This is a genomic window from Enterococcus rotai, assembly GCF_001465345.1.
Lineage (GTDB): Bacteria > Bacillota > Bacilli > Lactobacillales > Enterococcaceae > Enterococcus_L > Enterococcus_L rotai.
The window spans coordinates 1,614,698-1,627,295 of the sequence record NZ_CP013655.1; the positions used below are offsets into that span (position 1 = coordinate 1,614,698).

Genomic DNA, 12,598 nt, shown 5'->3' on the forward strand with positions numbered 1-12,598 from the left:
TTCAGTCGAGACTGAACGAGCCCGCTATGCTTTTATATTAAGGAGGAACCAAAATGACAATCAGTATTAAAATTCAACCAAATACCTACATTGATTCAGTCTCATTAATGGCGTTATCAACAAAGGCGAATCAGTTAACTGGGGTAGAACAGGCAATCATTGCAATGGCAACGGAAATGAATAAAGAAGTGATGAAAAATGTCGGGTTATTTACAGATGAAATTGCTCAAGCTCAGACAAGTGATTTAGTTATTGCTTTAGATGCAAAAGCAGAGCAGGACTCAGCAGTGTTGATCCAGCAGATCGAATCGTTAATGACAGAAAAAAAAGAGAAGAGTGCTAGTCAAACGGTTGAACGTTATACAACGATCGAAACGGCTAAAAAAGCGATACCAGAAGCGAACTTAGCAGTGATCTCTGTTAATGGTCAATATGCAGCGCGTGAAGCGAGAAAAGCGTTGAATAATGATTTACACGTGATGATGTTTAGCGACAACGTTAGCGTGGAAGATGAGATTCAATTAAAAGAGCTAGCGCATGACAGAGGGTTATTGATGATGGGACCGGATTGCGGAACGGCCATTATTAACAATGTTGGCTTATGTTTTGCTAATAATGTCCGCAAAGGTAGTATTGGGATCGTTGGGGCCTCTGGAACTGGTAGTCAGGAAATCAGTGTTCGGATCCATGAATTTGGTGAAGGTGTTTCTCAATTGATTGGTACAGGCGGACGTGATTTAAGTGAAGCCGTCGGAGGAAAAATGATGCTAGATGCAATCGGTGCGTTAGAAGCTGACGAAGACACAAAAGTGATTGTTCTAATTTCAAAACCACCAGCAAAAACGGTTGAAGAAAAAATCCTTGCTAGAGTTAGAAAAGCTGGAAAACCGGTTGTCATTTGGTTTATTGGTAGTGAAACACGAGAAAATGAAGCGGGGATCTACTTTGAAAAAATGTCTAAAGCTGCTGCGTTAAAAGCGGTCACTTTAGCTGGCATTGATCCAGATACATTAGATGTTCACCCGTTGAACTTACCATTGATCGATGAAGTTCGGGAAAAATTAAATCCTGAACAACGATATATTCGGGGGTTATTTACAGGTGGAACTCTTTGTGATGAAGCGATGTTTACAGCCAAAGAACGGTTTTCTGATGTATACAGCAATATCGCAACTGATCAGGAACATCTGTTACATTTTGGCGATGTTAGTCAAGCACATACTTTTATCGATTTTGGTGCAGATGAATTTACGAATGGCAAACCGCATCCAATGATTGATCCATCTAATCGAATCGCTCGTTTTATAGAAGAAGCAGCTGATCCTACGGTTGGTGTGATTCTAATGGACTTCGTATTAGGTTATGGTGCTCATCCAGATCCAGTCGGTGCAATGTTGCCTGCGATGAAAGCAGCTAAAGAACAAGCGGCTGCTCGTGGTCGTCATTTAGAAATCATTGGCTATGTTTTAGGGACAGATCTAGATAAACAAAACATTAATGAACAAGTTGAAAAATTGACATCGATCGGTGCAACTTATGCCAGCAGTAGTCAAAACGCCGGTTTATTAGCAAGAGAGTTTGTTGTGAAAGGAGCAGAACAATGAGCAAAATTACTGAGTTATTCAAAGAACAACCCGTTATCATCGATCTAGGGATTGAATCTTTTCAAGAAGAGTTAGTCGAACAACAGGTGCAGGCGACGTATCTAAATTGGGCACCTCCCGGTCGAGGCAAAGCAAGTATTTTAGCTGCCTTAGAGAAAATCGAAACACCAGAAAATTTGGAAAAAATCAAAAAGGCTAATGAAGAAGCTGTCCATCGAATTATTTCTTCTCAAATTTCATTGATTGGTTATGATCAGGCAATCAATGTGGTTCCAGGCATGACTAAAAATACGATTTTGCATGCAGGACCGCCAATCACTTGGGATAAAATGAATGGTCCGATGAGAGGAGCCGTCAAAGGAGCCTTAGTTTTTGAAGGGCTAGCAAAAGACTTAGATGACGCTGAAAAAGTCGCAGCATCTGGCGAAATCATCTTTTCACCATGTCATGAACATCAATGTGTTGGCTCGATGGCAGGGGTCACGTCAGCATCAATGTATATGCATATCGTGGAAAACAAAACGTATGGCAACCTAGCGTTCACAAATTTAAGTGAGCAAATGTCTAAAATTCTGCGTATGGGTGCCAATGATGACAGTGTAATTGAACGATTGATTTGGATGCGAGATGTCTTTGGTCCGATTTTAAGAGATGCGATGAAGTTATGTACAGAAGGAATTGATTTAAAACATATGTTAGCACAAGCGCTGCATATGGGAGATGAGTGTCATAATCGTAATAATGCAGGAACGACCTTGTTGATTCAAGCATTGACGCCGTATATCATTCAAACGGATCATTCAATCGAAGCAATGAAAGAAGTCTTTGATTTTGTAGCTAGCAGTGATTATTTTTCTGGACCTACTTGGATGGCCATGTGTAAAGCAGCATTAGATTCAGCAGCTGGGATTCCATACAGTACAGTTGTCACAACTATGGCTAGAAATGGGACTGAATTTGGGATTCATATCAGCGGAATCGAAGGGAATCCATGGTTCGTTGGACCGTCACAAAAAGTTGTTGGGCCAATGTTTGCAGGCTATAAGCCAGAAGATGCAGGACTTGATATTGGGGACAGTGCCATTACTGAAACATATGGAATTGGCGGTTTTGCAATGGCAGCGGCTCCTGCAATCGTAGCTTTAGTAGGTGGAACAATTGAAGATGCTCTACGTTTTTCTATGGAAATGCAAGGCATTACGACGGCAGAGAATCCAAATATCACAATTCCTACATTAGATTTTATGGGAATTCCATCAGGGATCGATAGTTTAAAAGTAATTCAAACGAATACCTTACCGATCATCAATACCGCAATCGCTCACAAAGAAGCTGGAATCGGTATGATCGGAGCAGGGATTACACATCCGCCGATGGAAGCTTTTGAAAAAGCGATCATTGCTTTTAGCGAACAATTATAAAAATAGAGAAAGGAGTGAAATCATGGATACAGTAAAAGTGAATCAACCCTTGCTAAAAGCTGTAGCGTTAGGGCAAATCGAACAAGTACGCCAATTACTAAATGATGGTTGCGATGTCTTTGTGGAAGATGAAGCAGGTCGTTCCCCACTGATGATTGCAATTCAAAATAACGACTTACCATTAGTGAAAGAATTGTTGGCTTTTGGTGCAGATGTGAATCAACGGGATAATACGCAACTTACGCCGTTTATCTGCGCTGCAGCTAATGGATTTGATGAGATCGTTAGTGAGATTCTTCGATCAGGACGAGCAGATTTAGCTTCAGTCAATCGTTTTGGCGGCACAGCGTTACTTCCATCCAGTGAGAAAGGGTACTTGAGAACTGTTCAGTTATGTCTAACTGCAGGCGTTCCAGTCAATCATGTGAATCGTTTAGGTTGGTCGGCATTATTAGAAGCAACAATTTTAGGGAATGGCGGCTTCTTATATCAAGATGTGATCCGTGAATTGATTCAACATCAAGCAGACGTGAATCAAGTAGATGATACTGGAAGAGACACGGTAGATTATGTAAAAGAGGCAGACAATGAGCAACTTCTTGCTATTGTAGAACGAGAAGAAGTCGAAGACTTACTTTTCCATGAAGTCCGTACCCGTATAAGGAAAGATGAACTGATCCAGGCGTTAAATAGATTAGAAGATCAAGACCAAACGGATTTAGCTGTTCTTTATTATTTAGGCTATACTTATCAACGTCTAAAAGACTATCCGACAGCAATCAGCTATTATGAAAAAGGCTGGCAGCAAGACAATCAATTTGCTTTTTATGTCGGAAATAGTTATCGTATGATGGGAGAGATAGACCAAGCGCTACAAGTCTATGACCAAGCAATCAAAACCGATACAAGCTTCTTTTACCGCTATCATAAATCTAATTTCTTAAGAGAATTAGGCCGTCATGAAGAAGCTGTCAAAATGATGGATAACTTGTTGGAAGACTACCCTGATCGAGTTGATTTCTATTTTCATAAAGCCAACAGCTTACGTAGTTTGAATCGGCATCAAGAAGCTGCAGAAGCGATGGAACAAGCCATTCAACTCAATCCGGAAAATCCATTATTTTCAGAACACCTTGCACAATCACTTCAGTTAGTAAAAAACTAAAGAAATGTATTGGAGGAAAATACAATGGAATCAGTAGAAAAACAAGCCATCGCACAAGCTCCAGCCTATTCAGCAGAATTACTACCAAAAACAGGAGCAGATAAAAATTGGGGCGTCTTTAATTATGTGACTTTATGGATGGGAGCCGTCCATAATATTCTTTCTTATATGACTGTAGCTGGCTTCTTCTTGCTCGGACTGAATACCAAACAAGTTTTAGCGGCTGTTATGCTGTCAGCTGTGATCGTGTCGATTTTCTATGTACTGAATGGTGTAGCATCAGCCAAATATGGACTGCCGTTTCCGATGTTGTTGCGTTCTGTTTTTGGAGTGAAAGGAGCAATCATTCCATCTTTATGCCGTGGCTTGATTGCAGGAGTCGTTTTCTTTGGAACACAAAGTGTTGTGAGTGCTCAATCTTTAGATGTCTTGTTTAGCCGGATTTTTCCTAATTATATGAATATTGGCGGTGGAATGGCGATTTTAGGGATGCCTGCTCCAACGATGCTTAGCTATTTGATCGTTTGGTGTGTTACAGTTGCTTTGTTTTTGGGTGGAACCAAAGTTTTGGACAAATTCGGTAATTGGTCATCACCAATTGTGTATGTGTTCATCATTGGAGCGGCTGTTTGGACAATTCAAATTGCTGGCGGTTTTGGCCCAATTTTAGCTTATTCACCAGCGAATGCGACAACCAGTCCACTTGTTTTTATTGCTTGTGTGAGTGCCTTGGTTTCAAACTGGGCAGGTCCAATCGTAAACATTGGTGACTTTACTCAAAAGGCGAAAACACCGAAAGCGATGATCATCGGGTTACCATTAGGTTTTATCCTTTCTTATATTTTGTTTGCGGTTACATGTGTAGGGTTGATTGCAGGAACCCAAATTGCTTTTGGAGAACCAATCTTTAATATCGTTAATGCCTTTGATAAAATCGATAATACCTTTGCGGTTTTTGTTTTGATTCTAGCCTTGAATATGGGGGCGCTGGCTTTCGTTGTATTTGGGAATTTATTCCCAGCAGGGTTGCAAATGTCTTCATTATTCCCTAAATATTTAGATGTAAAAAAAGCAGGAGTATTAACGGCCATTATTGGAACCATGATTCTACCTTGGAAATTAGTGGAAAATGCTTCGACATTATTTTACTTCTACAGTTTTATTGGTTCAATGTTTGGCCCGATTGCTGGAATCATGCTAGCTAGTTTTTATATTGAACATAAACAAGTGATCCATTTAGAGGATATTTATGTTGAAAATGGTGATCTGGGAGAATTTAAATCTGGCTATAATAAAAAAGCCATGATCACCTTAGCAACAAGTTTTGTGATCACGATGTCAGGCGCGTTTTTACAGTCCGTTTCATTGTTGAAAACGATCAATGATTTTGCTTTCTTTTCAGGATTGATCTTTTCATTTGTTGTATATAGCGTACTTAGTAAAGTAATGAAGGGAGAAAAATCATGAACTATATGAAAATGGCAGCAGATGCAACAGTTGCTGGAATGGAAAAGAAATTTGGGGGTCCGTTTGGTGCAACTTTAGTTAGAAATGGTGAAGTGATTGTTTCAGTTAGTAATACTATGATGAAAGATACTGATCCGTCAGCACATGCAGAAATGGTTGCTGTGCGAGAAGCATGTAAAAAATTAAATACGATGGATTTATCTGATTGTGAAATTTATGCAACATGTGAACCTTGTCCAATGTGTGTAGGCGCTATTTTATGGGTTGGGATCAAAACGGTTTATTATTCTAATACTAGAGAAGACGCAGCAAAGCATGGTTTTTCTGATATGCATTTACGAAACTATTTAAACGGAACAGATCAATCACCATTAGCAATGATTCATACAGGCCCTTGTCCTGAATGCGACTCGTTGTGGGGAACCTTTGATAAAATAATGGCAGAAGATGTGGAGAAAGTTGGCGGAAAATGAAACGAGTGGTTGTAGCATTAGGTGGTAATGCCATTTTAGAAAGTGATCCAACAGCTGCGGCACAACAAAAAATCGTGCAGGAGACTGCTGAAGCATTAGCGGATTTATTGACTGATGAAATGGAATTAGTAATTGTTCATGGCAATGGACCTCAAGTAGGGAACGTAGTCTTGCAGCAAGCTGAAGCTGATTCAGAAAAAAATCCAGCAATGCCATTAGATACATGTGTAGCGATGACAGAAGGTAGCATTGGGTATTGGTTAGCCAATTCATTAACAAATGTATTGGAAAAAAGAAAAATAACCCGAAATGTTGCAGCGATCATGACGCAAGTCGAAGTATCGCCAAATGATGAAGGATTTACGCATCCAAGTAAACCGATCGGGCCGTTTTTAACAGAATCAGAAGCGCAAGAATTAATGAAAACAACAGATGCTGTTTATCTGGAAGATGCAGGACGAGGTTTTCGCAAAGTGGTTCCATCTCCTGAACCAGTCAAAATCAAAGAAAGTGAGACAATCAAACTCTTATTAGAGAATGGTGTTATAACAGTTGCCTGTGGCGGGGGAGGAATTCCAGTTATTCGTTCAGGGAGTGAGTTGAAAGGAACTGAGGCAGTTATTGATAAGGATTTGGCAGCAGCAAAATTAGCTGAATTGATCGAAGCGGATACACTGATCATTTTAACTGGTGTAGCTAATGTTTTTGTTCATTATAATCAACCAAATCAAAAAGCCTTAGAAACAGTTAGTATTTCCGACATAGAAACGTATATTGAGGAAGGACAATTTGCTCCGGGAAGTATGTTGCCGAAAGTTGAGGCAGCTGTCAAATTTGTCAAACGAAGTCCAGCAAATAAAGCTGTAATCACATCACTAGAAAACTTAGTGAAAGAACGGATAGGAACAGTCGTTGAACAAAAAGAACCCGTCAGTATTGATTGATTTTAAAGGGAGGGCTGAATAGACGTTTAAAAAGTCAGGACCACAGCTCATCTCACCGTTTATCTGGATTATAAGTAACTGGGTTGTAACTCGCGGAGTTATGGCCCAGTTATTTTTGCTTCAAAAATTAGATTTTATATTATTTTTTCTCAAAATATAAATCTAAACTGTGTATTCTCTAGAATATCCGCTAGTAATCTGCTACAATGATTGAGAAGATTTTTTTTAAGAAACGCCTCTATCCTAAGAAGCGAAGCAACCTAGATATAGCGGCATTATACTAACGTTTCGATCAGAGTTTCTGGTCGGATCTTAAAGAATAGGAGAATAACAACATGATAGCAGTAAGTGATCTTAAAGCAGGCATGACGTTTGAACAAGACGGCAAATTAATCCGTGTAATGGAAGCAAGCCACCATAAACCAGGTAAAGGGAATACGGTTATGCGTATGAAATTAAAAGATGTTCGTACTGGTGCTACAACGGACACAACTATGCGTCCTGATGATAAAGTCAAAAAAGCGTTTATCGAAAGTAAACCTGTTCAATATCTTTATAGCCAAGATGATACAGCGAACTTTATGGACCTTGAAACGTACGAACAATATGAGATTCCAACTTCTGTGATCGAATATGAATTGAAATATCTTTTAGAAAACATGGAAGTAAAAATCCAATTTTACGGATCAGAAGTAATCGGAATCACATTACCTACGACGGTTGTGTTAACAGTTAAAGAAACTCAACCATCGATCAAAGGCGCAACGGTTTCAGGTTCAGGTAAACCAGCTGTGATGGAAACAGGCTTAGTTGTCAACGTTCCTGACTTTATCGAAGTAGATGAAGCGTTAGAAATCAACACACAAGAAGGTACGTATTTAAAACGTGCGTCAAAATAAGTAAAATAAGACAACTGACCGATGAGTAAGTGATCGGTCAGTTTTTTTTCATGTTTTCGCAAGCTTTAAGAAACATTTCAGCATTACTAAAGTCAGTTGGCATGTTACAATGGAATATATGTTTTAGAGTAGAAAGGGAGAGAAATATGGGTTTTTTATTAACGTTATGTCTGGTCTTATTGTTTACTAAACTTGCTGGACATTTTTGTAATCGGGTAGGGATCCCTTCTGTGATCGGCGAATTACTAGTAGGGATTTTAATTGGACCAGCGTTGTTAGGTTGGATTAAACCAGATGATTTTATGCATTATTTTTCTGAAATTGGTGTTATTATTTTGATGTTTATTGCAGGCTTAGAAAGTGATCTGGAATTGTTGAAAAAATATTGGCGGCCAGCACTAGCAGTAGCGCTTTTAGGAATTGTCTTTCCAGCTGCGATGGGATTTGGTGTGGGGGAGATGTTTCAGTTTTCTGTACAGAATTCAATTTTCCTAGGCGTTTTGTTTAGTGCAACTTCTGTTAGTATTTCTGTTCAAGTATTAAAAGACCTGAAAAAAATAGATACCGAAGAAGGTGCAACCATCCTAGGTGCAGCAGTTGTCGATGATATTGTGGTCGTTTTGATTTTAGGTGTTATGTTGAGCCTGATGAATCGCTCTGCACCAGGTGAAGGCTTGCCAATGTGGGAAGTGTTACTCTTAAAAGTCTTCTTCTTTGTTGTGATTTTTGCTGCTAGTAAGTGGTTGGTCCCTTGGTTATTGAATTTAAGTAAAAAGCTGATTGCAATTGAGGCTGTATCGGCGGTTTCTTTAGTTATATGTTTAGGCTTTGCTTATTTTGCAGAAATGTTGGATATGGGCGCGATCATTGGCGCGTTCTTTGCAGGTGTGGCCATTGCACAGACGGATTACCGTAAAGCAGTTGATGAGAAATTAGAGACGATAGGCTACACTGTATTTATTCCGATGTTTTTTGTTTCTATTGGGTTGAATATGACTTTTACAGGCATGTCAAAGCATTTTCTTTTTATCCTCGTCTTAACCGTTGTAGCGGTCTTGTCTAAATTGTTAGGTGGTGCTTTAGGCGCACGTGCGACGGGCTTCAAAGGGGTTTCGACCTTGATCATTGGTTCGGGAATGGTATCTAGAGGGGAAATGGCATTAATCATTGCACAAGTTGGTCTAACGTCAAGTTTCCTTTCAGAAGAGTATTATTCTTCTGTGATCATTGTTATTATTGCCACAACGATTATCGCGCCTTTATTATTGAAAGCCACGATCATGAAACAAGAAAAACAACTTAATTACTAAAAAAACAGTTTCTGCCAAAACGCATTAAAAGCGACTTTGACAGAAACTGTTTTATTTTAATGAATAGAACCCATTAATTTTTTTATTGGATTTTTACAAAAGAGTAGCAAGATACCCGCCACTACAGCAATGATTCCTATGATACCGAAATACGCTGATTCCGTTTGAGGAGTATAAAAACGTGCGATCTGAGCATTGATTGCTTGTGAAGCGGCATCGGCTAATAACCAAATTGCCACTGTTTGTGATTCAAAGGCCTTAGGAGCAAGCTTTGTTGTAATAGATAGGCCTACAGGAGAAATACACATTTCAGCTATGATCATAATAAAGAAACTAAAGAATAACCATAACGGACTAACTCTGGTATTTGTACCATATAGCAATCCCGGAAACATCAAAAGCACGAAAGAAAGCCCTGCAAAAACTAAGCCAAATGAAAACTTAACCACAGTCGATGGTTGTCTGTTCCCTAATCGCGTCCATAGCGTTACAAAAACAGGTGTTAGGATCACAACGAAAATTGGATTTAAAGATTGAAACCAACTTGGGGCGATGGAAAAGCCGAATAGGGTGTCATTCGTCCGTTCACTCGCAAATAATGCTAAAATTGAAGAGCCTTGTTCTTCTAATGACCAAAAAACGATACCAGCTAAAAATAAAGGGATGTAGCCAAGTACTCTTGGTTTTTCTTCTGCAGTAACATCCTTAGAAGTTAACATCTTGGTGAAATAATAAACTGGCAGCAAGATCCCTAAAATACTAACGCTGTTGATAAAGAACCCGATCGTTAAATGACCTAATAAAAAGGCTCCACCAAAAAGAATGATAATAAAGAGAAGCGCAATCACTAATGAGCGAATAAATTTTTTCCGTTCCTCTGTTCCGATTGGGTTGGTTGGTTTTAAGCCAATACCTGCTAATGATTTTTTCCCTTGCAAGTAATACTGTAGTAAACCGAAAAACATCCCAAATGCAGCAACAGAAAAGCCGACATGATAATTATATGTTTGGCCTAATGTTCCGACAACTAAGGGTGCTAACAACGCACCAATATTGATGCCCATATAAAAAATAGAAAAACCAGCATCACGACGTGTATCTGTTTTGGAATAAAGATGTCCCACCATACCAGAAACATTCGGTTTCAACATTCCAGTTCCGATCACAATCAAAAGAATCGAAAGAAATAATGCGCCAATTCCAAACGGTGTTGCTAAAACAATATGTCCGACCATGATGAATACTCCGCCGAAGAAAACCGTTTTTCTGGCGCCCAATACCCGGTCAGAGATCCAACCACCAACAATACTGGACATAAAAACTAATGAGCCGTAAATCGACATGATGGCTAAAGCTGTTTCTTTCGGTAAGCCCAATCCGCCGTTTGCGACCGTATCATAGATATAATACAGTAAAATTGCTCGCATACCATAGTAACTAAATCTTTCCCACATCTCAGTAAAGAAGAGTGTAGACAATCCTTTGGGTTGCCCCAAGAACGACTTGTCTAACTGCTGCTCATCCATAAAAAATAACCTCAATTCTTTTTAATATTCAGAAAATTCATTTAACCTAGAATTTCTGAAAAAATATATACGATATATTGTAAACTGTTACTCTTTTAAACTTCATAAAGTTTCATGAATAGACTATAAGAAAAATAGCTAGTTTATTCATTTAAATTTAATAGTAAGACGTCACTAAAGAAATGGACTAAAATAGAAAGGAAGAGTTTTTTTGAAAAAAATAGCCGAACGCCAAAAAGAATGGGCTTCATTGAAATATCTGGTTTTAGCAAAATCCCAACCTGACTACAAGGCTATCAGAAAACTATTTGCAGATAATCATTGGGATGATGAAAAAGAATGGGTATTTCGTAAGTATCTTCAACATGCGTTAGCCCAACCAACTAAAAAAGGAGATCTGCTAAACGCCTATCAACATGTCTGGGGATACTTTAAAACAAAAGCAACAGATGAGGAACGTCAACATTATCAATCATTGATAGAAAACTTTTCTATCAATGAGGATGAAGTATTACCTTTTCTAAAAAAATTAACAGTTAAGTATCAGGAGCCATATTTACTTCAATCCGTATTGCTTTTTCCGAAAGCGTGATAAAAAAACAGTTAGTTTGTCTTCGACGACTTAACTGTTTTTTTAGATGTTATTTCAAATAATGATCGATTGTTTTTTGGTAGTTCAACCAATCTTGTTGTCCAGAATTAAAGTAATCAGCTAATAAATAGCCAATATAAGGACCAGTTGTCAAACCAGAAGAGCCTAAACCACTTGCAACGACAGCTGTTGGATTATTTGGTAAGCAGTTGAAAAAAGGAGCAAAATCGGAGGTATAGGCACGGGTTCCCACACGATAGTTTGCTGAATGTTTTTCAAAAAAAGCTGATTCTGTCAGAAAAGGTACTGATTTTTCTTTCAGTTGAGAAAAAGCTTCGGTTGTTGGTGTTAGATCATAGCCGCCGTCATTTTCATGTGTTGCACCGATTAAAATTTGTCCGTTTTCAAAAGGAATCAGATCGCTCTCGCCATCGAGCATGGCAACTGGCCAGCTGCCACTCTTTTTATAAGGTGTATCAAAGGCTAATAGTTGTCCTTTTTGAGGTCTAATATCTGTAGTAAGTCCCAAGGGTTGTAATAAATGAGGCAATCCAGGTCCTGCACACAATGCAATAGCATCAAAAGCTTCAGTGTTAACGAGCCAGTGATCGTTTTGTTGATTTAGTTGAGCAAAAGCTGTTTTTAAAGCTATACCTTTAGCGATTGCCCGTTGTCGTAATGTTTCTAAGTAACTGGCACCATCTAACTTTCCGCCACCTGTAATAAATAAGGCGGGTGCTGTTTTTAATAACGGCAGCTTTTCTGTGACTGCTGCACCAGTCAATAATTGAATATCCCCAATTTCAGGTGCTGCCTGCTTCCGTTCTTTGGCCAAAGCCATTAATGGTTCGAGTTCGCCATCTTTTCTAAGGATCAATGTTCCAGTTTGTTGATAAACATTGGCGGCCAAATCAAAATCTTGTACTAGTTTAGGATAGAACGCTGCCCCATCTTTTGCTAGTTGATACCATTGTTTATTGCGTCGCTTAGACAACCAAGGAGAAATAATTCCTGCGCTTGCCTTGGTTGCTTGGCCAACAGGGTTGTCGTAAATTGTTACACTATATTTTTTTAGATCGATATAGTTGGCTAAAGTCATTCCAATGATTCCACCGCCGATAATCGCTAATTTTTTCATAAGTTGCTCCTTTTGTATTCATCTAGAATTAAGTAATTTATTGTCACATAAGATCGACT

General features: G+C 38.9%; 11 protein-coding genes. 9 read left to right on the forward strand and 2 right to left on the reverse strand.

From position 1 onward, the window contains the following. Positions 1 to 53 precede the first annotated feature (53 nt). The 8 genes from fdrA (at position 54) to ATZ35_RS07505 (ending at position 9,283) form a co-directional block, all read left to right on the forward strand. The gene (gene fdrA, locus ATZ35_RS07470; RefSeq protein ID WP_208930197.1) at positions 54 to 1,604 is read left to right on the forward strand and encodes an acyl-CoA synthetase FdrA; all 1,551 of its coding nucleotides are present in this window, start codon (positions 54 to 56) and stop codon (positions 1,602 to 1,604) included. Beyond that, positions 1,601 to 3,025, forward strand: a complete 1,425-nt coding sequence (locus ATZ35_RS07475) for a YlbE family protein (protein WP_208930198.1) — start codon at positions 1,601 to 1,603, stop codon at positions 3,023 to 3,025. The genes fdrA and ATZ35_RS07475 overlap by 4 nt, the downstream gene beginning before the upstream one ends. A 22-nt stretch (positions 3,026 to 3,047) precedes the next feature. Then, positions 3,048 to 4,190, forward strand: coding sequence for an ankyrin repeat domain-containing protein (locus ATZ35_RS07480; RefSeq protein WP_208930199.1), 1,143 nt, complete (start codon positions 3,048 to 3,050; stop codon positions 4,188 to 4,190). Between the two features lie 24 nt (positions 4,191 to 4,214). After that, positions 4,215 to 5,657, forward strand: a complete 1,443-nt coding sequence (locus tag ATZ35_RS07485) for a cytosine permease (RefSeq protein ID WP_208930200.1) — start codon at positions 4,215 to 4,217, stop codon at positions 5,655 to 5,657. Then, complete coding sequence (locus tag ATZ35_RS07490) at positions 5,654 to 6,130, forward strand: nucleoside deaminase (RefSeq protein ID WP_208930201.1); 477 nt, start codon at positions 5,654 to 5,656, stop codon at positions 6,128 to 6,130. The genes ATZ35_RS07485 and ATZ35_RS07490 overlap by 4 nt, the downstream gene beginning before the upstream one ends. Next, complete coding sequence (gene arcC, locus ATZ35_RS07495; RefSeq protein WP_208930202.1) at positions 6,127 to 7,074, forward strand: carbamate kinase; 948 nt, start codon at positions 6,127 to 6,129, stop codon at positions 7,072 to 7,074. Before ATZ35_RS07490 ends, arcC begins: the two co-directional genes overlap by 4 nt. 335 nt (positions 7,075 to 7,409) lie before the next feature. Beyond that, positions 7,410 to 7,973, forward strand: coding sequence for an elongation factor P (efp, locus tag ATZ35_RS07500; RefSeq protein ID WP_208930203.1), 564 nt, complete (start codon positions 7,410 to 7,412; stop codon positions 7,971 to 7,973). Between the two features lie 146 nt (positions 7,974 to 8,119). Then, positions 8,120 to 9,283: a cation:proton antiporter gene (locus tag ATZ35_RS07505; protein ID WP_208930204.1), complete on the forward strand. Its 1,164-nt coding sequence runs from the start codon at positions 8,120 to 8,122 to the stop codon at positions 9,281 to 9,283. Positions 9,284 to 9,339: 56 nt separating this feature from the next. Here ATZ35_RS07505 and ATZ35_RS07510 read toward each other — a convergent pair whose 3' ends face one another. Next, a complete protein-coding gene (locus ATZ35_RS07510) occupies positions 9,340 to 10,809 on the reverse strand; it encodes a peptide MFS transporter (protein WP_208930205.1) in 1,470 nt (489 codons plus the stop codon). Positions 10,810 to 11,020: 211 nt separating this feature from the next. Between ATZ35_RS07510 and ATZ35_RS07515 the strand changes: the two genes are divergently transcribed. Further along, a complete protein-coding gene (locus ATZ35_RS07515) occupies positions 11,021 to 11,401 on the forward strand; it encodes a YbgA family protein (protein ID WP_208930206.1) in 381 nt (126 codons plus the stop codon). Between the two features lie 49 nt (positions 11,402 to 11,450). Here ATZ35_RS07515 and ATZ35_RS07520 read toward each other — a convergent pair whose 3' ends face one another. Beyond that, the gene (locus tag ATZ35_RS07520) at positions 11,451 to 12,539 is read right to left on the reverse strand and encodes an NAD(P)/FAD-dependent oxidoreductase (RefSeq protein ID WP_208930207.1); all 1,089 of its coding nucleotides are present in this window, start codon (positions 12,537 to 12,539) and stop codon (positions 11,451 to 11,453) included. Between the last annotated feature and the right edge of the window lie 59 nt (positions 12,540 to 12,598).

What these genes read in the sequence shown, in the direction of transcription:
- efp (WP_208930203.1), top strand. Translation starts at nt 7,410, where the DNA reads ATGATAGCAGTAAGTGATCTTAAAGCAGGCATGACGTTTGAACAAGAC.
- ATZ35_RS07490 (WP_208930201.1), top strand. Translation starts at nt 5,654, where the DNA reads ATGAACTATATGAAAATGGCAGCAGATGCAACAGTTGCTGGAATGGAA.
- ATZ35_RS07485 (WP_208930200.1), top strand. Translation starts at nt 4,215, where the DNA reads ATGGAATCAGTAGAAAAACAAGCCATCGCACAAGCTCCAGCCTATTCA.
- ATZ35_RS07510 (WP_208930205.1), bottom strand. Translation starts at nt 10,809, where the DNA reads ATGGATGAGCAGCAGTTAGACAAGTCGTTCTTGGGGCAACCCAAAGGA.
- ATZ35_RS07475 (WP_208930198.1), top strand. Translation starts at nt 1,601, where the DNA reads ATGAGCAAAATTACTGAGTTATTCAAAGAACAACCCGTTATCATCGAT.
- arcC (WP_208930202.1), top strand. Translation starts at nt 6,127, where the DNA reads ATGAAACGAGTGGTTGTAGCATTAGGTGGTAATGCCATTTTAGAAAGT.
- ATZ35_RS07505 (WP_208930204.1), top strand. Translation starts at nt 8,120, where the DNA reads ATGGGTTTTTTATTAACGTTATGTCTGGTCTTATTGTTTACTAAACTT.
- fdrA (WP_208930197.1), top strand. Translation starts at nt 54, where the DNA reads ATGACAATCAGTATTAAAATTCAACCAAATACCTACATTGATTCAGTC.
- ATZ35_RS07480 (WP_208930199.1), top strand. Translation starts at nt 3,048, where the DNA reads ATGGATACAGTAAAAGTGAATCAACCCTTGCTAAAAGCTGTAGCGTTA.
- ATZ35_RS07520 (WP_208930207.1), bottom strand. Translation starts at nt 12,539, where the DNA reads ATGAAAAAATTAGCGATTATCGGCGGTGGAATCATTGGAATGACTTTA.